Here is a 21,111-nt window from a genome sequence, read left to right as displayed (position 1 = left end):
AAAAGACGACGGACCTGATCAGCTTCGCTCGATCCGCTCACCGTAGATCGAGCAGGAACCGGACCTTGTCGGCGGAGGCGAGGCGCGCCCACACGAGGTCGTGGACCTGATCGGCGATCTCGGCGACGCGGTCGGCGTCGTCGGGGTGCGGCGGCGTGCCGGCATAGCGACGACGGCTCTCGATCTCTCCGAGCCGGCGAAGGTCGATCGCGGTGTCGAGCGGTTCCTGTTCTCCCACCTCGCGGTGGGCCCGTTCGGCGAATTCGAGGGGGGTCTCGGAGCGCTGCGCGACGATGCCGATGCGCGACAGCTCGGCGACGACCCGGTCCCACGACGCCTCGATCCGTCGGTCGGCGGGGCGGTCGGGCGCCTGTAGGTGCCGCGCCCGTCGGCGAACGGTGATCACCCGGGCGACGATCGTCGCGCCCGCGACGAGGGCGATGAGCGCGACGAGTGCGCTGCCCCGGCCGGGTCGCCACGCGGAGCGGTCGTCGAGCCCGTCCGAAGCGTCGTCGCCATCCGACGCATCGGATGGGTTGGACGGATCGGAGGTCGTGGTCGGCGCAACGGCGGAATCGGCGATGGTGGTCGCCGGGGCAGCAGTCGTCGTCGTCGTCGAGTCTGCGAGGTCGTCGCGATCGCGGCCCGATCCGGTCGGCTCAGGTGCGGTGGAATAGCTCGAAGCATCGGGGTTCTGCGCGCCCGGGGTTGGCTCGAACGGCACCCAGCCGAGCCCGTCGAAGTACAACTCGGGCCACGCATGGCCGTCGTTGGCCCGAACGGCGAACAGCGTCGAGGACTCGTCGATCGGGGTGGCGGTGCCGGGGACGAATCCGATCGCGACCCGTGCGGGGATTCCCACCGCCCGCGCCATCGCGGCGAACGCGGTGGCGAATTGTTGGCAGAACCCGGCCCCGTCGTTCAAGAAGGCCACCAACGGGTCGCCCTGGCGCGAGTAATCGACGTTCGTGTCATAGGTGAAGCGGCGGTCGGTGTGGAAGAACCGCTCGAGGGCCAGGGCCGACTCGAACGGGGAGCGGCCTTCGGTGATCACCCTCGCCAACTCGGCCACGCTGGGGTCGATCAGGTTGTGGATCGTGTCGGTCGTGTCGTCCGGGGTCGTGGTGATGGACGCGAATCGGTCGGCGGTGACCGCGTCGCGATCCGGAACCGAGGAGGTGACCTCGTAGGAAATCGCTGCGGGACGGTCGTCGGTGGGCAGGAAGATCGAGGTCGAGTCCCGATCGAAGCGGAGAGATTCGTCGAGATCGATGCGGGTCGGGGCGAATGCTGCGGGGAGCCAGTCGCTGAAGGCTTCGCGGAGGGTGAAGCGTTGTCTCACCGTGTCGGCCGCTGCGTTGGCGGGGGCCTCCCCGGCGAGGCGGCCGTCCCCGACGGATTCGTAATCGGCGGTGGCCGACCACGAGATGCCGTCGAACCGATCGAGCGCGGTCAGTCGCCAGTAGTGCGCACTCGACGCGTCGACGTCGAAGAGCCGTCGCGTCGACTGGCTGCGCAGTAGCGCAGAGACGCTGACCAACGGGCTCTCGACGGTGCGCGGTGGTTCGGGCCGACCGATCGCCCGGAGGTCGATCGCCCCCGACACGTTCAGGGGAACGACGGCGTTCACGACGAGTGCCGCAGCGACCGAGGTGAGAATCACCGCGGTTCCGCTCACCCAGATCCCACGCGTGAGCGCGGAGGAACCGGAGCGCCGCGGCGAGTGTCGAATCGACACCGACCGGGCGGCCGTCGCGAGCCGTAACAACATCAGGGCCAGCGCCATCGCCGCGGTGGACGCGATCGCATACCGGCCCAGGAGCAGGATGGAGGTGGTCGCGAACAAGGTGAGCGGCGCTGCGGCTGCGTGAAGGGGCCCGTGGGAGTCGACGGCGGCGAAGATTCCAAACGAGGTGCAGAACCACAGGACCGCGGCGATCGGGATCACGAATCCCGGAGTGGCGCTCACCGGGGGCACCGCCTGGAGGAATCCACTGAAGGAGTCGGTCATGGACTCGTGAAGCCACGCGATCGACTCGGCGGTGGGCACGAGACCCATCGTCCGGTACGGGATGTCGAAGATGACGCCGATGGCGAGGACCCCGGCCGGTAGGGAACACGCGAAGGTAGTCGCCGCCGGCAGTCGAGCGGATCGGGCGACGACGACGAGGCTGGCGCAGGTGACGATGGTGATCGCCAGACGTCCCATGACATCGCTCATGGGAGTGAAGGCTCGAGCGGCGCAGAACGCGGTCGCGAACGACAATGCGACCACGGCGAGCACCACGAGGGCGTCGTCGATGCCGTAGGGCGCGGTCCGCTGTCGCCTGCAGTCGGGCGTCGTGGCCGGCGCGTCGGAGCGGATCATCGTCGGCCGGCCCGTGAGGCCGCAGCGTGGACCCCGACCGCCCCACCCGCGGCCGTCCATGCGTCGCGGAGTTGGTCGGCGTCGGTCGCGGAAAACCAGCGCATCGCGCCGCTGGTGGAGGCGCCGCTGGTGGAGGCGCCGGATCGCGAGGCGCCGGATCGCGAGGCGTCCAGCACGATGACGTCGACTCCGGTGGACGCCGCAGCGCTCAATGCGGCCACGCCATCGCGGTCGAGACCGGCGGTACACACCACCACCTGGTCGCCGCCGGTGACGCCATGGGCGCGGCCGATGGGGCCTTCGATCCAATTCGACGACGAGGCCGGAACAGCGTCGCGAGCCACCGTCGCCAGGGTGTCGAGTGCTCGATCGAGATCGCTCGGCGAGTCGATGTCGAATCGCACAGGGCTGACGCCGACCTGAGCCCCGACGATGAAGGTGGTGGCCTCGCCGGCATCGACCAGGTCGACCAGCACCGACGCAGCGTTCGACACCGCCTGTTCGAAGGCCGAATCGACGTCGTCGCTCGTGGGCCCGTTCGAATCGCCCGTACCCACTCCCATACCTACTCCGGTGTCGACCACGACGAGGGTTCGGTGCAGCGACCGGTGTTCGAATTCCCGCACGACGAACTGACCGACCCGCGCGCTCGCCGCCCAATGAACCAGTCGGATGTCGTCGCCCTCAACGTATTCGCGCAGCGCTTCGAACTCGTCGTTGCGGTTCGCCATGCGCCGCGCGCCGCTGCGCAGTTGGGCGTGAGGTTGCGCCCCGATGGCCGGGCTCATCGTTCCGAGCGGGGTGATGGTCGGCAGGACGAGGAGTGTCGCAGGCGCCGGGTGTGTCGTCGTTGCGGCCATGAGTGCGAGCGGGTCGCGGTGCACGAGTTGTACCGGCCCGAAACGCACGAGGCCGCGGGTAGCAGCGTGCATCGGGATCTCGACGCGTTCGGTTCGCGTGCGCGCCCCGCTGCCGGATCGCGACTCCGGGTCGGCCAGGAGCCGGGCCGGCTGCGCCTCGCCGTCGATGTGGTCGACCATGACGACGGGCGGCCAGGGAAAGCGACCGGTCGTGGAGACGGTGAAGATCGACCGCAACGGTGAGGCCATGGGAACCCGGTCCCGCGACAGCGCCCGATCGATCTCCACCGATCGGGCGCTGACCTTCGCAGCGACTGCGCAGAGCACGACGACGATGCCGCCGAACAGCCCGCCGAAGAGGAATTCGGTAATGCCGGTGGCGCGCCCCACCGCGAGTGCGAACCCGCAGAACCCGATCGTCGCCCAGCCGGCACCGGTCGGGCGAAGGGTTGCGGCGCTGCTACGCGCCATGGGCACCGAGGGGAACCGACGCGGACCTCGGAATGGGAACGGTTGCGAGGAGGTCGTGGAGGACGTCGTCGACGCTGAGGCCATCGACCAGCGCGTGCGGGGTGAGCTCGAGTCGGTGCGCCAGGACGGCGGTCGCGATCTGTTTGACGTCATCGGGGGTCGTGTGATCGCGCCCTTGGGCCGCCGCCGTGACCTGGGCGGCACGCTGCAGGCCGAGCGACGCCCGCGGCGACATCCCCAGGCGTATGCAGTGGTGGCTTCTGGTGGCGTTCGCGAGCGCGACGATGTACCGGCGAACGTCATCGCCGACGCGCACGGTGGTGGCCCGCTTCGCCATCGCGGTGATGTGCTGAATCGACACGACCGGCTGAAGTGATTCGAGTTGGGGAACGGCTCCCTCGCTGATGAGGAGTTGCTCCTCGTCCTCGGCAGCGGGGTAGCCGAGCGACAAGCGGATGAGGAACCGGTCGAGTTGGCTCTCGGGAAGCGGGTAAGTCCCGTGGTGCTCGACTGGGTTCTGGGTGGCGATGACCATGAACGGTACGGGCAGGTCGCGCGATTCACCCCCGGCGGTGACCTGGCGCTCCGCCATGGCTTCGAGGAGGGCGGATTGGGTCTTCGGGGTCGCCCGGTTGATCTCGTCGGCGAGGAGCAGGTTGGCGAAGATCGGGCCCGGCCGGAACTCAAATTGCCCGAGTTGTTGGTTCAGAATCGACGTGCCGACCACGTCTGCGGGCAGGAGGTCCGGGGTGAACTGCACGCGCCCGAAGGTGCCGTCGACCGAGACGGCGAGGGCCTTGCCGAGGGTGGTTTTGCCGACCCCAGGGACGTCCTCGATCAGGAGGTGGCCTTCGGCGATCAGGCAGGTGACCGCCAGGTGAATCGAGGCGTCATGGCCTCGGACGACGCTTCGAACGTTGTCGCAGATCGCGTCGAAAAGGGACTGGAAGGTGGCGGGCGGCGGAGGGTGTTCGTCGATCGTCATTGCCGGAGAAGTCTTGCAGGTCGCTCGGTAGGATGGCGTTCGTGCCGACCCAGGAGTTCCCGTCAACCAGCGCGTCAACCAGTGCGTTAACCAGGCGTCGAGCGGCGCGTCGAGCGGCGCGTCGGCGGCGCCGACCCGTACCCGCAGTCCATGGAGGGTGACCGGGTGTTGACGATGATGTGGACGGTCGTGCGGTCCTTGGCGCGCCACCCCCGGCTGTGGCCGACGGCGTTCGCCCAGTTCCTCGTGCTGGTGCCGCCGCGGTGGTGGCGTCGGCGGCCGTGGCTGCCGGTCCCCGATGTCGCCTACCTGAGGTTCCGGATGGTGACCGCCTACGGCGGGTCGGGCGATGCCCGCGCGACGAGCGAGGATGTCATCGCCTACCTGCAGTGGTGCCGTTCGATGCGGGTGTTGTCCTCGGGCGGGTGACGCGGATCGATCACGTCCTCGGCGAGATGTCGATCGGTTCGTTCGGGTAGTCGCCCCGAGAGATCGGCACGATGAATTCGCGGAGTCGTGGCGGCACGGTCGGGAGGGGATCGGCCATCAGCTCTTCGATGGTTCGCCAGCGCAGTTCCTGAAACGCGACGGCCTCGAGGGCCTCGAGGGTGGTGACGCCGCTCGAATCCCCGTCGGATTGCGCGACGAACAGTGTTTCATGCTGATCGAAGTCCCAGCCGGCGAAGGTGAACTGAGCGTGCTGGGTCCAGATGAGCTGGCCCATGACGACGTTGTTCACGCCGCATTCCTCGCGCAGCTCGCGAAGGATCGCGTCGGTCGCGCTCTCGCCGTGGTCGATGCCACCTCCGGGCAGTTCCCACCAGTCGGGCTTGGTGCGGTCGACGGGGTCGCTCGAACGGATCATGAGCAGTTGGCCCTGCGGGTTGAAACAGACCACGCGTGCGGCGATGCGTCGGATCACGTATCCCATGGCGCCGAACCATACTTGCCCCGCCGGTAGCATTCGCCCCGATGTCTTTCAGCGTCGAACGCCGCCGGGGTCGTGGCGAGGACCTTCACGCTACGGGGTTCATCGAGGCGCGACGTAGCGTCTTTCTCATGGAACTCGAGGGCGCATGCGCAGTGCTCGGCAGCACCCAGTCGGCGCACATACTCGATCCGGATGCGGTGGAACGCAGCGGCCGTCAGGTCACCACTCGGCGCTCCGGCGGCGGGCTCGTGGTGATGAACCCGGGGGAGGTCCTGTGGGTGGATGTGGTGATCCCCGCGGGCGATCCGCTGTGGCGCGACGACGTTTCGTCGGCCGGGGCCTGGCTGGGGGAGTTGTGGGTCGACGCGCTCCATGATGCCGGGGAGATCGCCGACTCGGGATCCTTTGAGGTACATCGCGGTCCGCTCCGGCACCGTGACCTCGCCCGGACGGTGTGTTTCGCCGGTATCGGAGCCGGCGAGGTCGTCGACGGTTCGGCCAAGGTGATCGGGGTTTCGCAGCGCCGAACGCGGCATTGGGCGAGGTTCCAGTGTCTGGCCTACGCCCGGTTCGATCCCACCGAGACGACCGGGTTGTTGGACGACGCCGTGTTCGGTGGCCCGACGAGCTCGGTGGACCGCGACGCGCTCACCCGGCACCTGAGCGCGAGCGTTCGGACGGTACCGGCGATGGATCGCGTGTCGGACGCGTTGGTCGAACGCCTCGTCACCCTCCGCTGACGTTTCGCGGCACCGTCGCCGGTCCGGCCCCGCTCCACCGGTGGAGCGTTCGACCGGTGGCGCGGGCTGCCGGTGAGGTCGATTTGGCGCGAAGTGGAGCGGATCGAAGCCTGGACGGGCTCGGAACGCTCGTTCGAAATCACAAACGTGGAAGGGGTTTTCATGATGTCTGAATGATGTTCAAGGCATCTCCAACGCGAAAAAACGCGAGAAATCTCCCAAAAACCGGCGACGAACGCTAGCGGTGGTGGGGTGGTCACTGCGTAGAGTGGTGCGTTATGGAGTGCCGGACCAGTGAAGTGGTGGAAAGTGGTGGCTGTGACAGCTGCCACGGCCGCGCTGCGACACCGGAGGCCCGCGGGGGTGCCCGATGACGGCCCTTCGCACCTACGTCGGCACCCACGTCATCAAGCTCGACGTCAAGGGTCGCTTGTTCGTCCCGGCGCAGTACCGGCCCGACTTCGTGGAGCGGGCGAAGCTGATGTACCGGGGCGATCACCTCGCGCTCTACTCCGAATCGGGGTTCGACAACGTCGTCGCCCGCATGGAGGAACTGCTTCGCGAAGGCCGGCTGGGCCGTTCTGACATCGACGATCTGATGCAGATGACCGAAAACGCCACGGTCGACTCCCAGGGTCGCCTCATCATCCCCAAGATCATGCGGTTGGCGGTCAATCTCGACGCCGGACTCGTGACGGTCGGCGGCCGGCTCGACTACCTGTCGATCGTGCCCGGCGGCGAGGACGAATCCGCAGCCGTCGAGACCTATCGGACGAAGGCCGACCAGGCCCTCAAGTTCAAGGATCTGGGATTTTGAGCGGGTTCAGCGACGAGACGTTCGAACATGTGCCCGTCATGTTGGGCGATGTCGTCGAGCTGTTTTCGACGGTGCCGCCGGGCCTCATCGTCGACGGCACCCTCGGCGGCGCCGGCCATGCGAGCGCCATTTTGGATTCACGAGCCGACGTGAGGCTCCTGGGTATCGATCGCGATGCCGCCGCCCTCGAGGTGGCACGTCAGCGCCTGGCTCGCTTCGGCGACCGGGTCGCGTTTCACCACGGACGCTTCGACCAGATGGCCGAAGCCGTTCGTGGACTTGGCGAAGACCACGTCTCGGGGGTTCTCCTCGATCTCGGCGTGAGTTCTCCGCAGCTCGATCACGCAGATCGTGGGTTTTCCTATCGCCTCGAAGCACCTCTGGACATGCGCATGGACACATCACAGACCTTGACCGCTCACGATGTCGTGAACGACTACACCGCAGAGCAGCTCTCCGAGGTGCTGCATCGCTACGGCGACGAACGTTTCCATCGTCGTATCGCCAAGCAGATCGTCAATGCCCGACCGATCGAGACCACGACCCAACTCAGCGAGGTGGTGGCCAGTGCGATCCCCGCCCCGGCTCGGCGCCGCGGCGGCAACCCGGTCAATCGCTCGTTTCAGGCGATCCGCATCGAGGTGAACGACGAGTTGGCTGCGCTGTCCAACGCGCTCGACCAGGCGCTCGACCTGCTGTTGCCGGGCGGCCGATGTGTCGTGCTCAGCTACCACAGCGGCGAGGATCGCATCGTCAAGGACCGCTTCCGTCGGGCCGAGACCGGCGGTTGCGAGTGCCCGCAGGGCCTCGAGTGTGTCTGCGGCGCCGAACCTCAGGCTCGATTGATCAAGCGGGGTGCGCAGAAGGCGTCCGCCGAGGAGATCGACGAGAACCCCCGCGCGGCGTCGGTGCGCCGCCGTGTCGTGGAATCGGTCCGCTTCACGGAGCGTCCTCAGGAAGTTGCGTGATGGCTGCTGCCCGCGCCTCCAGCACCGCCCGCGGTCACGCTCACGGTGCTTCGCGCCAGGCTTCGCCGCGGCGTCCAGAGCTCACCGTCCACCAGCGTGCCGAGACGGTTCGTCGGGTTCGGCCCATCGTGATGGTGTCCATGCTGGTCTTCGTCGCGATCACATTCGGCGCCGTCGGATTGCAGATCCGCATGGTGCAACGCCAGCAGCGTCTCGACAGCGTCCGTTCGGAGATCAACCGAATCCAGGAAGAGAACAAGTCCCTTCGTCAACACGAGAGCATGTTGCAGTCGACCTCGGAGATCCTGCGCATCGCCGAGACCGAGCTCGGCATGGTGCAGGCACGACCCTCTGAGATCGTGACCCCCGCCACCGTCGTGGTGGGTACGGCGGGAGGTGAGGGCTGAACGCCCGTCGCCATGACCTCCAAGCGCCCCGCCTCGTCGTCTCGTCGTCCCGCTGCCGCCCGCACGGGCCGCGCTCGCAAGTCCTTCCCCGGCGCCCGCGCCAGTGTGTCCGGTGGTTCGGGCTCGTCCCGAACCACCGGCGCGCGAACCGTCGCGCCCCGTACGCGCCGTCCGGTCAGCCCGCGGCGTCCGGTCGGCCCGCGCACCGTCAGAGACACGCACCGCCTCGCGCTGCCCGGGGCCATGATCGTGGCGCTGGCGATGGTCATGGTGGTTCGCCTGGTGTGGATCGGTGCGGTGGACGCCGAGGTCTACAGCCAAAAGGGTAAAGAGAAGTTCGAACGACAAACGGTGCTCAAGGAGTTGCGCGGCACGATCTTCGATCGCAACGGCGAAGCGCTCGTCATGGACATCCCGACCAGGACGCTCGCCGCCGACCCGACGATGATCGCCAACCCCGAAGCGGTCGCAGCGGTCGTGGCCGAGGTCGTCGGGCTCGATCCGGTCGCCGTCCAGAATGCGCTGAGCAAGCCGGACACCGAGTATTCGGTCATCGAGCGCCACGTCGATCTCGAGATCGCGGCACAGCTCCAAGACCGGGTTGCTGCGATGCGCAAGGAGGCCGCGGCGATCGAGGACCCGGCCCAGCGCAAGGCGGCCCAGGAGTCGCTACGGGATTACAACGGGCTGATCTACGACCCCGATCAGATCCGTCATGCCACCAACGGAAACCTCGCCCGCTCAGTCATCGGATCGCTCGATCCGTTCGGACAAGAGGCCCGCTCCGGTGTCGAGAAGCTCTACGACGACGACATGAGTGCGACCGACGGGGTCGAACGGGTCGAGCGGGGCCGCAACGGGATCAACGTGCCGGGCACCGAGCGTGTGCTGCGCCAGGCCCGTGCCGGCGCCGATGTCACCCTGACCCTCGATCGGGCGCTGCAGTTCTATTCGGAGGCCGCACTTGCAGCGCAGGTCGCCGCGGTCAACGCCAAGGGTGGCACGGTGGTGCTCGGGCGCCCCGATACCGGTGAGATCCTGGCCATGGCCTCGGTTTCCCGTACCGAGACCGGCGATGTGGTGCAGGGGTCGCTGAACCAGGCGATACGCCTGTATGAGCCGGGTTCGGTGATGAAGGTCGCCACGATCGCCGCCGCCTACGACCTCGGATTGATGACCCCGGAAACGACCTTTGAGGTGCCGGATTCGATCAAGCTCTACGACAAGACGATCAACGACAGCCACAAACACGAGACGGAAACGATGACGACGAAGCGGATCCTCGCGGAGTCCTCCAACGTCGGCACGATCAAGATCGCCCAGGCGGTGGCGGCGCACGGCGGCAACGAGGAGATCGTGAAGTACCTGCACTCGTTCGGCTTCGGCTCCTACACGGCGCTGGGCCTGCCGAAGGAGCAGGCGGGCGAGGTCAAGCCGGCGGAGACCTGGAACGGCTCCGACATCGGATCCATTCCGATCGGGCAGTCGATCACCGTCACCCCGCTGCAGATGTGGGGGGCCTACAACGCCATCGCCAACGACGGTGTGTACGTGGCGCCGAAACTCGTCCGCTCGATCGTCGACGCCGAAGGCCAGAGCATCCCGCTGGACACGGTCGAATCTCATCGCGTCGTCTCGGTCGGTGCGGCCAACATGGTCACCGCCGGGCTCAAAGACGTCGTCGAGGACGGCGGCACCGGCTCGAAGTTCAAAATCGACGGCTTGGAGATCGCCGCCAAGACCGGCACTGCCTACAAGGTGCAGAACGGAACCTACGGAACCGCCGCCACCCGTACCTACGCCGCGAGCTTCGTCGGGTTCTTCCCGGCGGATCGCCCCGAGATCACGATCATGGTGATGATCGACGAACCCGGCCGCGGACAGCACTTCGGAGCGACGGCGGCCGGGCCGGTCTTCCAGGCGTTGACCAAGGAGGTCATGCGCCGATTCTCGATCTCCACGAGTGCGCTGGCGTCGGATTCCTCAGCTCCGGTGCGGGCCCAGGCCGCGCCGGCGCCCACCACGGCCCCGCCGACCACCATTGCGCCGACCACGATTCCCGGCGAGGAGACCTCAGCGCCAGCCGTTGCGACGACGCCCGCGACCGACCCGGCCGCGATGTCCGGGGGGCCCACGGTCCCAGAGGTGAGCGATGGCTAGCGGCGCGACCGGGCCGCACCTGGGGTCGCGACCGGCGGTGACCCTGGGCGAACTCGGCGACGTGGTCGGGGCGTCGGTCTCGGGTTCGCGAACCGTCGAGATCGTTGCGGTCACCCACGACTCGCGTCAGGTCGCACCGGGCGCGCTGTTTTGTTGTGTGGTCGGTGCCGACCACGACGGACACGAGTTCGCACGTTCAGCGGTCGACTCCGGGGCTGCGGCGCTGCTGGTGCAGCGGCCATTGTCGATCGCCGTGCCGCAGATCCTGGTCGCCGACGTTCGTTCGGCGATGGGCCCGATCGCGGCGAAGGTCGCCGGCGATCCGTCGAGGTCTGAGGTAGCGGTGGTCGGGGTGACCGGCACCAACGGCAAGACCACGGTGGTCACCCTCATCGCTCAGATCCTCGAGCACCTCGGGGTTCGGGCGGCAACGATCGGCACGTTGACCGGCGCTCGAACGACGCCGGAGGCCCCGCAACTCCAGGCGGCGCTGCGCGACTTCGCCGACGACGGTGTCGCGGTCGTCGCGATCGAGGTCTCCTCCCATGCGCTTGCCCAGCACCGGGTCGACGGCACCTGGTTTCGCGCCGCGATCTTCACGAACCTCGGCAGCGATCACCTCGACTTCCACACGAGCCAGGAGCGGTATTTCGACGCCAAGGCCCGGTTGTTCGAACCGACCTTCACCGATCGCGGCATCGTCAACGTCGACGATGTCCACGGCCGCCTCCTGCGAGACGTCGCCGCCATCGCCATCACGTCGTTCTCGCTCGACCAGGTCGAGGATCTGCGCTTCATCCCGGTGGGGTCGAGCTTCGTTTGGCGCTCGATAGCGGTCGAGTTGCCGCTGGCGGGCCGCTTCAACGTATCCAATGCGCTCGCCGCGGCGGAGGCCGTGCGCGCGCTCGGCCATCGCGAGGCCGACATTGCGGCGGCCTTGGCGCACGTCGTCGCACCACCCGGACGCTTTGAAACGATCGCCGAGGGGCAGCCGTTTCATGTCGTCGTCGACTACGCGCACACCCCAGACGCGCTGGAGAATCTTCTCGGTGCGGCTCGCGAACTGTGCGATCCGGCCGACGGGGCCGGCGGCCGCCTGCGCGTCGTGTTCGGGTGCGGCGGCGATCGCGATGCGTCGAAACGGCCGCGAATGGGAGAGGTTGCCCAGCGTCTGGCGGATTCGGTGACGGTCACCTCGGACAACCCCCGTTCGGAGGACCCTCGAGCCATCATCGACGCCATCAACGCCGGTCGGAGACGGACCGACGACACGATCGTCGATCGTCGCGAGGCCATCGAGGCGGTCCTTGCCTCGGCAGGGCCCGGCGACGTGGTCGTCATCGCCGGCAAGGGTCACGAAACGACCCAGACCATCGGCAATGCCGTGTTGCCCTTCGACGACCGTGAGGTTGCCCGTGCATGGCTTCGCTCACGCGATTGGGGTCGCTCATGATTCGTATCTTCCTGGCCGCCGGCCTGGCCTCGGTGCTTTCGCTGTTCGGAACGAAGTACCTCATCGACGTGTTGACCCGGCTGAAGTTCGGTCAGCCGATCCACGAGGACGTTCCGGAGGGCCACACGGTCAAAGCGGGCACCCCGACCATGGGCGGAATCGCCATCGTGATCTCGGCGGCCATTTCCTATGCCGTGAGCGGCCGCTACCGGGGGGTCCACACCGAACGTGGGCTGTACGTGATGATGGCCATCGTCGGCGCCGGGTTCGTCGGCTTCCTCGACGACTTCATCAAGATCCGCAACGAACGCAACCTCGGCCTCGGCAAGGGGGCGAAGATGTTCGGCCTGTTGTCGGTGGCGGTCGGGTTCTCGGTGTTGATGGTCACCCAGACCAAACAGAGCACCACGCTGAGTTTCACCCGATTCAACAACTTCGAATCGTGGGCCGATCTCGGCAAGGTCGGATGGGCGATCTGGGCGGTGCTGTTGATCGTGGGTGCCTCCAATGCGGTAAACCTCACCGACGGCCTCGACGGCCTCGCCGCCGGCAGCGCCATCTTCGGGTTCGGCGCGTACGTGCTCATCGGGTTCTGGACCTTCCGAAACCCGATCGTCTACAACCTGGTCGGCGGCGACGAACTGACCGTCGGCCTCGACCTGGCGGTGGTGGCCGCCGCGATGATGGGCGCCTGCGGGGGGTTTCTCTGGTGGAACGCCAACCCGGCGAAGATCTTCATGGGCGACACCGGCTCGCTCGCGATCGGCGTGGCGTTCGCATGTCTCGCGCTCACGACGAACACCGCGCTGCTGCTGCCGGTGATCGGAGCGTTGTTCGTCGCCGAAACGGTGTCGGTGATCCTGCAGGTCATCAGCTTCCGTAAGTTCGGCCGCCGGATCTTCCGCATGGCGCCGATCCATCATCACTTCGAGCTCGCCGGCTGGCCGGAGACCACGGTGATCATCCGGTTCTGGATGCTGTCGGCCGCGTGCACCGCCGTCGGGGTGGGACTGTTCTATTACGACTTCTTCAAGGTGACCAACACGCTGTGATGACCGTCGATCGACTCGCCGAACGCTCGCTACTGCTCTGGGGCTGGGGCGTCACCAACGCCGCGGTCGCAGCGGCGTTGACGGCGCGCGGACGCCGGGTCGTGGTCGCCGACGATCGCCCGACCCCCGACAAGCTCGCGGAAGCTGCGGCGCTGGGGTTGGGAATCGAGACGCCGGCGAGTCGCGACGAGATCGCATGGCTCGTGGCGGACGTCGACGCGTTCGTGCCGGCTCCCGGGCTGCCGGAGTCGCATCCGGTGTTCGCCGCGGCACAAGGTGCCGGGGTGGCGCTCGTGAGCGAGTTCGATCTGGCCCAGGCCTTCGACGATCGCCCGTTCGTGTCGGTGACCGGAACCAACGGCAAGACCACCGTCGTCACCCTGGTGGTGGAGATGCTCGAGGCCTCGGGGGTTCGCAGCCTCGCGGTGGGCAACACCGAGATCCCCTTCGTGGAGGCCATCGGTCGCGATGACGTGTCGGTGTTCGTGGTGGAAGCCTCGTCGTTTCGACTCGCTCAGACCCGGCGTTTCCTCCCGGCGGCAGCCGCGTGGTTGAACTTCGCTCCGGACCACCTCGACGTCCACCGATCGATGCTGCACTACGAGGCGGCCAAGGCGCGCAGCTGGCGCGACCTCGGCCCCGCTCAGATGGCGGTGGCCAACGCCGAGGACCCGATCGTGAGCGGGTACATCGGGACGGGGGAGGCCACGTATGTGACCTTCGGTCTTTCGCCGGACTCGGCACGCCCGACCATCGGGCACTACAGCGTGGTCGATGGTCGGCTCGTCACCCCCGAGGGGGACACGCTCATCGCGGTCCACGACATGGCTCGCAATCTGCCTCACGACATCGCGAACGCGTTGGCGGCCGCAGCGTTGGCCAGAACGGTCGGAGCGACCCCGGAGGGAATCGCCAGCGCGCTCACGCACTTTTCGGGGTTGGCCCATCGGGTTCAAACGATCGCGACCGTCGACGGTGTGCGCTATGTCGACGACTCCAAGGCCACCGCCCCGCATGCGGTGCGCGCCGCGGTGGAAAGCTTCGAATCGGTCGTGTTGATCGCCGGCGGCCGCAACAAAGGTCTCGACCTGTCGGAGCTTGCGACCCTGCGGGATCGGGTCCGCGCCGTCGTCGGAATCGGTGAAAGCGGCCCCGAGGTGGTATCCGTCCTTCGGCCGCGCCCAGGCCGTAGCGTCTCGTCGATGCGCGAAGCGGTGGAGGCGGCGAAAGGGTTTGCTCAGCCCGGCGACGTCGTGTTGTTGAGCCCCGGTTGCGCCTCGTTCGATCAGTACGAGAACTACGCCGAGCGCGGCGACGATTTCGTCGCGGCGGTCGCGGCGGTCACCGCCACGGCGGGTGAGCCGCGATGATGACGTCATCGCGAGGGCGCACCGACCCACGTCGCCGACTTCCGGACGCCCGGGCAACCCGGTCGCGGATTCGACGCGAGCGGCGTGAGGTTGCCCGAGGGGAGATACCGACCGAGTTCTGGGCATTGCTGGTCTCGGTGACCATGCTGTGTTGCGTCGGCCTGGTGGCGGTGTTTTCGTCGACCACGGTGCGCTCCATCGCCGGCGGTGATGCACCGACGGCCTTCTTGTCGCGTCACGCGTTGTTTCTCGGCATCGGTGCGGTCCTGATGTTCGCGGGCTACAAGGTCGGGTACCGGCGAGTGTCGCTGTTGGCCCCGCTCGCCCTGGGGTCCGCCGCAACCCTGCTGGTCGCGGTGCTGATTTTCGGCAGCACCTACAACGGCGCCCGGCGTTGGTTCTCCTTCGGCTTTGTCACCTTCCAGCCGTCGGAGTTGGCCAAACTCGCCATCATCGTGTGGGTCGCCCGGCTGCTGGCGATGCGCGAACGCGAGATGCATCTGCCAGGACGCACGGTGATGCCGGTCGCCGTCGTGGTCGGGTTGGCCGGGTTTGTCATCTACCTCGAACCCGACCTCGGCACCGCGGTGGTGTTGGCGGCGGTGGCCGCCACGATGTTGGTCGTCGCCGGGGCGCGACTCGACGCGCTGTTCGGGCTGGCCATTCCGGTTGGTGCGACGTTTCTTGCGTTGTCCCAGCGCGGATATCACAAGGACCGTTGGGGCTTCCTCGACCCCCTGTCGAACGCAAACCACGAGAACTACCAGTTGCTCGGCGGGCTTTCGAGTATCGCCAACGGCGGCTGGTTCGGCGTCGGCCCCGGTGGGTCGTCCGCCAAGTGGGGGTATCTCCCAGAGGCGGAAAGCGACGCCATCTTCGCGGTGGTCGCCGAGGAGTTCGGAATCCTCGGCGCGATGCTCGTGATCGGGCTCTATGTCGTGATCCTGGTCTGCGGCATCCGGGTCGCCTACAAGGCGGCGGATCGGTTCGGCCGGCTCTTGGCCATCGGCATCACGACGATGATCTCGATCCAGACGTTTGTGAACATCGGCGTGGTGCTCGGCGTGTTGCCGAACAAGGGATTCACGCTGCCGTTCATCAGCTACGGAGGCACGTCGCTGGTGATGAGCCTTGCGGCGATGGGCCTGCTTCTGAGCGTTGCCCGCGAGGGCGACGCCGCCCAGGCGCGGCTTCGCCGTCGCCAACGTTCGAACCGGCGTCTGGCCAAGCGGGCACCCTCTCGAGGTGCCCTGGTGCTGGCGGCGAGCGACGGCAGGTCGACCGAATCGCGCCCGCGGCGGCGCACCCCCGCGAAGTCTGCAGCGCGCCAGCCCGCAGCAAGGAAGCCTGCTGCGCGCCAGCCGACACGGCAACCTGCAGCGAAGAAGCCTGCTGCGCGCCAGCCCGCGCGGCAACCTGCAGCGAAGAAATCTGCACCGCGGCAGCCTGCACAGCGTCGGTCGTCGACCGGTCGGGCGGCACAGCGATGACCGGGTCGGAGACGTCTCGACCGATCGTCATCGCGGGTGGAGGCACCGCCGGACACATCCTGCCCGGACTCTCGATTGCCGAGGCGCTGGTCGCGAAGGGCGTCGCGCGGGGCGACCTGGTGTGGGTGGGGTCCGACCGTGGCCAGGAGGTTGCGCTGGTACCCCCGAGCGGCATCGAACTCGTGGCGTTGCCAGGCCGGGGCATTCAACGAAAGGTCACTGCGCGGGCACTGGTCGACAATCTCGGTGCCCTTGCCGGGCTGTTGAGCGCCGCGTTTTCGGCTGTGAGCCTCGTGCGTCGACGTCGACCCGCGGTGGTGCTGATGCTGGGCGGATATGCGAGCGCGGCCGCAGCCTTCGCAGCGGTGTTGTGTCGGGTGCCGATCGTCATCGCCGAACAGAACGCCGTCGCCGGCGCCGCAAATCGCCTGTTCGGACGATTCGCTGTGGCTGCGGCGGTGCCGTTTGAGGGCTCGAATCTTCCGAGGGCGCGGGTGACCGGGAATCCCGTTCGCGACATCATCCTCGAGCGCCGGGTCGCCCCGGAGGATCGCGAAGCACAACGACGTGCGGCGCGCCGTGAACTCGGCATCGACGAGGACCGCGTGGTCATCGCGGCGTTTGCCGGGTCGCTCGGATCCCGACGGATCAACGAGGCCGTGGTCGGACTGGCCCAACGCTGGAGTGAGCGCTGCGACCTCGCCTTCTACCACGTCGTGGGCAGGCGCGACTGGGAACGCTTCGAGGGCCCCGACCTCGACGGCGGACGCTCCGGCGCGGACGGGGCCGCCGCGGTCGAGTATCGGGCGGTCGAATACGAAGAGCGCATGGACCTGGTGTTGGCCGCCGCCGATCTGGCGATCTGCCGCTGCGGCGGCACCACGGTCGCCGAATTGGCGGTCGTCGGTGTGGCGTCGGTGTTGGTGCCGTTGCCGATCGCCCCGGGGGACCACCAGCGCCACAACGCGGCGGCGCTCGTTCGGGATCACGCCGCGGTGCTCGTCGACGACGACCGGTGTACCGCAGAACACCTCGAACAGGTGCTGGCGCCGCTCGTCGCGGATCGACCGTCCCTCGCTCGGATGGGGGAGGCGGCATGGCGCCTCGGCCGCCCCGATGCTGCGGCCGCAGTCGCCGACCTGCTGGTGGCCCAACTGCCGGATCCGTCCATCCTTGAGGGAGGGCGATGATGGCCGGCATGGTTCCGTTCGATCGCGTGGAGTTGGACCTTCGCGGTGCACCCCTGCACGTGCACCTGCTCGGCATCGGCGGCGCCGGAATGTCGGCGATCGCGGAGGTGCTGGTGGCGCTCGGCCACGTCGTTTCGGGTACCGACATCGTCGAGTCGACGACGACGCGACGGCTTCGCGACCTCGGCGTTCGTGTCGAGATCGGCCACCGGGGCGACAACCTCCGCGATGCCACCCATGTCGCGGTGTCGACGGCGATCTCTGCCGATACCCCCGAGATCGTTGCGGCCAGCGCCCGCGGGATCGCGGTCATGCACCGTTACGACCTCCTGGCCGCAATCTCCGCCACCCGTTCGACGCTGTCCGTGTCGGGCACCCATGGCAAGACCACGACGTCTGCCCTGCTCGCACTCGCGCTCGATGCGGCCGGAGCCGACCCGAGCTTCATCATCGGATCGACGGTGTCGCCCTACGGCACCGGGTCGCGTTGGAGCGACGGCCCGTGGCTCGTGCTGGAGGCCGACGAAAGCGACTCGACCTTTCTCGCGGCGGTTCGCCGCGGGGCGATCGTCACCAACGTCGAACCCGACCATCTCGACCACCACGGCTCCTGGGAGGACCTGCTCGCGGCGTTTCGTCGATTCGTCGCCGAGACCGACGGGCCGACGGTGATCTGTGCGGATGACCCGGGGGCGGTGCTGTTGGCGAACGCCTCGTCGCGGACGCTGACCTACGGCACGAGTACCGCGGCCGATGCGCGGATTCTCGACGAACGCCACACCGGATCCGGCAGTACCTGGCAGGTCTCGCTTCCCGACGGTTCGGTCGTGGAACTCTCAGTCGACCTGCCGGGTCATCACCTCGTGCTCAACGCGACCGCGGCGCTCGTTCTCGCCTGGGCCGTCGGTATCGATCCGTTGGCCGCCGCGACGGGCATCGCCGGCTACCGCGGCGTCGGGCGGCGTTTCGAGGAGCGCGGCGCCGCGGGAGGGGTACGGTTCGTCGACGACTACGCCCACATGCCCACCGAGGTTCGGGCGGTGTTGTCCGCGGCGTCGTCCGGCCCCGACCGTGAAGGCCGCCTCGTCGCGGTCTTTCAGCCGCACCGCTATAGCCGTACCGCCTCGGTGTGGGCCGACTACGCAGGGGCCTTCGATGCCGCGGACGTGGTGGTGATCACCGAGGTGTACGCCGCGGGGGAGCACCCGATCGACGGGGTGGACGGGGCCTTGGTGCTTCGCGCGGTGCGCGAGGCCAGCCCCGATCTGGACGTGCGGTGGATGGCGACTCGAGCCGAGCTCATCGAGGGGTTGACAGCGCTGTTGCAGCCGGGGGACCTGTGCCTGACGATGGGGGCGGGAGACCTGACGACCCTTCCGGATCAGCTGATCGATCAGCTGACGGCGCAGGGGCGGTCGTGAGCGCGTCGTCGATGGGCGACGCGTTGGACGCGGTGGCAGCCGACGCGCGAGCCCGCGGGTTGATGGTGCGCGAGCACGTGCCGCTCGGTCCATTCACCACCTATCGAGTGGGCGGGGCGGCGGCGGTTCTGGTGGAGGTCGACACCGCCGAGGAGCTGGCCGGTCTCGCTCGAATCCTCGCCGGACGTTCGGGTGGGTCTGCCGACACGGACGGCCACGAGGACCGCGGCACCGACGGCGTCGAGACGCTGATCGTCGGCAACGGTTCCAACCTGTTGGTGGCCGACGGCGGCGCACCGGTCGTGGCGATTCGCCTCGGAGCCGGGTTCGACCGTATCGAGATCGACTCGACGACGCTGGTCGCCGGCGGTGCGGCGCGGCTGCCGGTCGTGGCTCGTCGAAGCGTCGCCGCGGGGCTGAGCGGATTCGAGTGGGCCGTCGGGGTGCCAGGCAGCATCGGCGGGGCCATACGGATGAACGCCGGCGGCCACGGCTCCGACATGGCCGCGGTCGTGCGGTCGGTCCGCGTGGTCGATCTTCGCACCGGCCAAGATGTCTCGATGCCCGCCGCCGCCTGTGAGTTCTCGTATCGCCACTCGAGCATCCGGCCGCACCAGGTCGTGGTCGAGGCGACCCTTGAATTGCGCGAGGCCCACGATGGCGCCGCGGTCGCAGCGGGGGAGGAACTGTTGAGCGAGATCGTGCAGTGGCGTCGCACCCACCAGCCCGGCGGTCACAACGCCGGATCGGTCTTCACCAATCCGGCCGGTGACAGCGCCGGACGGCTGATCGACACGGCCGGTTGTAAGGGACTGCGCATCGGCAGCGCCGAGGTGTCGACCAAGCACGCCAATTTCATCCAGGTCGATGCCGACGGCTCGGCGAACGACGTCGCGGAGGTCATGATCGCGGTGATCGAGGCGGTGCGCGACCGACACGGAATACAACTGCATCCCGAAACGGTGATGGTCGGGTTCGACGCCTCGGTACTCGAACGGATCGGAGGGGCACGGTGACCTCTCCCTCGCCCTCTCCCTCGCCCGACTCGCCGGTCAACCCGACGAATGCCTCCCCGGTCACCAACGAGGACGACGAGTTGGTGATTGACCTCACGACCCAGGAGTTGCCCGCGGTCGAACGCCAGGCGCTGCTCGTCGGATCCGGCGGCATCGGGTATACGACCGAAACGTTCGCCGCTGTGGACGCCGCTGGGGTGCGCGACTCCGACACCCCGGTCGAGTCGGAGGCGCCGACCCGCGGTCCGCTCGGGCGCGACGCCTCCGAGCGGAGCGCGCTCGATCTCCCGCTGGGCGCCGAAGACGGCGAGGCGGGCTTCCAGGCGCCGCCGGTCGACCCGCGTATGATCGCTCGTCGAGACGGGGTGGCCACACAACGCCGACGGTCCAAACGTCGGCGCATCGCCATGATCGTAGGCACGCCGCTGGCCGTTGTGGCGCTGTTCGTGGCCATTCATTCGCCGCTGATCGACGTCGATCGCATCACGATCGTCGGTTCCGATTCCCTCGATCTGGCAGAAGTGGAGCGCGTCACCGGTTTGGCCCTCGGAGACTCGATGATCACCACCCGACTCGGCGAGGTCGAGGCCGCGCTCGGCGCAGACCCGCGCTTTGGCAGGGTCGCCGTCGAGCGTGCGTGGCCGAACGAGGTTCGAATTCGAGTGACCGACCGGCCCCTGGTCGCCGCGGTGACCAACACCGAGAGGTCGTTCATCGTCGCGAAGGGCGGCGTCGTCGTTCGCGAGGCGCACGAAACCGACTACATCCGGCGGGTTCTGGTGCACGACGACCTCGATGTCGAGGTGGGCGGGGCGCTTCCTCCCGCGATCGGCGCCGCGGTCGACGTCGTCGCGTCCCTGCCCTTCGCCGTGACGGCGCAGATCGCGGAGATCGAGTTCAGCGAGGCCGGGGAATTGATCTTCACCCTGACCAACGACGCGACCGTTCTGTTCGGCACCGTCGACAAGGCTCCGGCGAAGGTGTCGTCGCTGACCACCATGTTGACCTCCAATGTCGATCGAACCGGCGTGTGTCAGATCGACGTGCGGGTCCCGAGGGCCCCCACGATGCGCCGGTCGCCGAACTGTCATCCCCCAGTTCGCCCTCGAGACGCGGTGCCACCAGCGGAGTCGCCCACCGAATCAGCGCCGGTGGAGCCGGCGGTCGTCGACCCGGTGGCCGAGGAGCCTGCGGTCGTCGACTCAGCACCGCAACCCGCGGCGGTGGACCCTCGATCCGAAGGGATCGTCGCGCCCCCCACCCCAGCGGCGACGGCCACGGGCAACAACCGAGAGCCCGGAGCCGACGGCGGCGCGTAAACCTGAAGGGAACACGTGCCGGCGCCGGCCAGGCGCGGCGCCGATCGACTTAATCGCGACAACCCAACCGTGCTCTACTACAGTGTCGCGGTC

18 protein-coding genes are annotated in these 21,111 nt (G+C 68.1%); 14 read left to right on the top strand and 4 right to left on the bottom strand.

The features are described from left to right. Positions 1 to 37 precede the first annotated feature (37 nt). Genes M9952_06675 through M9952_06665 form a run of 3 tightly spaced genes read right to left on the bottom strand, consistent with a single transcriptional unit; the run spans position 38 to position 4,684 of the window. On the bottom strand, positions 38 to 2,368 hold the full coding sequence (locus M9952_06675; GenBank protein ID MCO5312607.1) for a DUF3488 and DUF4129 domain-containing transglutaminase family protein: 2,331 nt from the start codon (positions 2,366 to 2,368) through the stop codon (positions 38 to 40). Next, the gene (locus tag M9952_06670) at positions 2,365 to 3,699 is read right to left on the bottom strand and encodes a DUF58 domain-containing protein (protein MCO5312606.1); all 1,335 of its coding nucleotides are present in this window, start codon (positions 3,697 to 3,699) and stop codon (positions 2,365 to 2,367) included. The genes M9952_06675 and M9952_06670 overlap by 4 nt, the downstream gene beginning before the upstream one ends. Next, a complete protein-coding gene (locus M9952_06665) occupies positions 3,689 to 4,684 on the bottom strand; it encodes a MoxR family ATPase (protein ID MCO5312605.1) in 996 nt (331 codons plus the stop codon). The genes M9952_06670 and M9952_06665 overlap by 11 nt, the downstream gene beginning before the upstream one ends. Before the next feature lie 150 nt (positions 4,685 to 4,834). Here M9952_06665 and M9952_06660 point away from each other — a divergent pair, with 150 nt between their 5' ends. Further along, the gene (locus tag M9952_06660) at positions 4,835 to 5,113 is read left to right on the top strand and encodes a hypothetical protein (protein MCO5312604.1); all 279 of its coding nucleotides are present in this window, start codon (positions 4,835 to 4,837) and stop codon (positions 5,111 to 5,113) included. A 10-nt stretch (positions 5,114 to 5,123) separates the two neighbouring features. Here the strand turns inward: M9952_06660 and M9952_06655 are convergent, their stop codons facing one another. After that, positions 5,124 to 5,615 carry an NUDIX domain-containing protein gene (locus tag M9952_06655; GenBank protein ID MCO5312603.1) on the bottom strand — a complete coding sequence of 164 codons (492 nt, stop codon included), beginning with the start codon at positions 5,613 to 5,615 and terminating at the stop codon, positions 5,124 to 5,126. A 41-nt stretch (positions 5,616 to 5,656) separates the two neighbouring features. Between M9952_06655 and M9952_06650 the strand changes: the two genes are divergently transcribed. The 13 genes from M9952_06650 to M9952_06590 all read left to right on the top strand — a co-directional run bounded on the left by M9952_06650 (position 5,657) and on the right by M9952_06590 (position 21,018). Beyond that, complete coding sequence (locus tag M9952_06650; protein ID MCO5312602.1) at positions 5,657 to 6,355, top strand: hypothetical protein; 699 nt, start codon at positions 5,657 to 5,659, stop codon at positions 6,353 to 6,355. A gap of 370 nt (positions 6,356 to 6,725) precedes the next feature. Beyond that, positions 6,726 to 7,172 (top strand): hypothetical protein, encoded by a 447-nt coding sequence (locus M9952_06645; GenBank protein MCO5312601.1) that lies wholly within the window; start codon positions 6,726 to 6,728, stop codon positions 7,170 to 7,172. Beyond that, complete coding sequence (gene rsmH / locus M9952_06640) at positions 7,169 to 8,140, top strand: 16S rRNA (cytosine(1402)-N(4))-methyltransferase RsmH (GenBank protein ID MCO5312600.1); 972 nt, start codon at positions 7,169 to 7,171, stop codon at positions 8,138 to 8,140. The genes M9952_06645 and rsmH overlap by 4 nt, the downstream gene beginning before the upstream one ends. After that, positions 8,140 to 8,547 carry a cell division protein FtsL gene (locus M9952_06635; protein ID MCO5312599.1) on the top strand — a complete coding sequence of 136 codons (408 nt, stop codon included), beginning with the start codon at positions 8,140 to 8,142 and terminating at the stop codon, positions 8,545 to 8,547. The genes rsmH and M9952_06635 overlap by 1 nt, the downstream gene beginning before the upstream one ends. Positions 8,548 to 8,559: 12 nt before the next feature. Continuing rightward, positions 8,560 to 10,707, top strand: coding sequence for a penicillin-binding protein 2 (locus M9952_06630; GenBank protein MCO5312598.1), 2,148 nt, complete (start codon positions 8,560 to 8,562; stop codon positions 10,705 to 10,707). Then, positions 10,700 to 12,160, top strand: a complete 1,461-nt coding sequence (locus M9952_06625; GenBank protein MCO5312597.1) for a UDP-N-acetylmuramoyl-L-alanyl-D-glutamate--2,6-diaminopimelate ligase — start codon at positions 10,700 to 10,702, stop codon at positions 12,158 to 12,160. The genes M9952_06630 and M9952_06625 overlap by 8 nt, the downstream gene beginning before the upstream one ends. Further along, complete coding sequence (gene mraY / locus M9952_06620; protein MCO5312596.1) at positions 12,127 to 13,212, top strand: phospho-N-acetylmuramoyl-pentapeptide-transferase; 1,086 nt, start codon at positions 12,127 to 12,129, stop codon at positions 13,210 to 13,212. Before M9952_06625 ends, mraY begins: the two co-directional genes overlap by 34 nt. Beyond that, positions 13,212 to 14,582, top strand: coding sequence for a UDP-N-acetylmuramoyl-L-alanine--D-glutamate ligase (gene murD / locus M9952_06615; protein ID MCO5312595.1), 1,371 nt, complete (start codon positions 13,212 to 13,214; stop codon positions 14,580 to 14,582). Before mraY ends, murD begins: the two co-directional genes overlap by 1 nt. Continuing rightward, complete coding sequence (locus tag M9952_06610) at positions 14,579 to 16,072, top strand: FtsW/RodA/SpoVE family cell cycle protein (protein MCO5312594.1); 1,494 nt, start codon at positions 14,579 to 14,581, stop codon at positions 16,070 to 16,072. The genes murD and M9952_06610 overlap by 4 nt, the downstream gene beginning before the upstream one ends. Further along, positions 16,069 to 17,262, top strand: a complete 1,194-nt coding sequence (locus M9952_06605) for a UDP-N-acetylglucosamine--N-acetylmuramyl-(pentapeptide) pyrophosphoryl-undecaprenol N-acetylglucosamine transferase (GenBank protein MCO5312593.1) — start codon at positions 16,069 to 16,071, stop codon at positions 17,260 to 17,262. The genes M9952_06610 and M9952_06605 overlap by 4 nt, the downstream gene beginning before the upstream one ends. Before the next feature lie 8 nt (positions 17,263 to 17,270). Further along, positions 17,271 to 18,683 (top strand): UDP-N-acetylmuramate--L-alanine ligase, encoded by a 1,413-nt coding sequence (murC, locus tag M9952_06600; GenBank protein ID MCO5312592.1) that lies wholly within the window; start codon positions 17,271 to 17,273, stop codon positions 18,681 to 18,683. Continuing rightward, positions 18,680 to 19,699, top strand: coding sequence for a UDP-N-acetylmuramate dehydrogenase (gene murB, locus M9952_06595; protein ID MCO5312591.1), 1,020 nt, complete (start codon positions 18,680 to 18,682; stop codon positions 19,697 to 19,699). Before murC ends, murB begins: the two co-directional genes overlap by 4 nt. Then, positions 19,696 to 21,018, top strand: coding sequence for an FtsQ-type POTRA domain-containing protein (locus tag M9952_06590; GenBank protein MCO5312590.1), 1,323 nt, complete (start codon positions 19,696 to 19,698; stop codon positions 21,016 to 21,018). Before murB ends, M9952_06590 begins: the two co-directional genes overlap by 4 nt. The last annotated feature ends 93 nt before the right edge of the window (positions 21,019 to 21,111 follow it).

The sequence above is a fragment of the Microthrixaceae bacterium genome, assembly GCA_023957975.1.
Taxonomy (GTDB): Bacteria; Actinomycetota; Acidimicrobiia; order Acidimicrobiales; family Microtrichaceae; genus JAMLGM01.
Note: the sequence above shows the minus strand (reverse complement) of the source record. Positions and strands in the feature narration are given on the sequence as shown.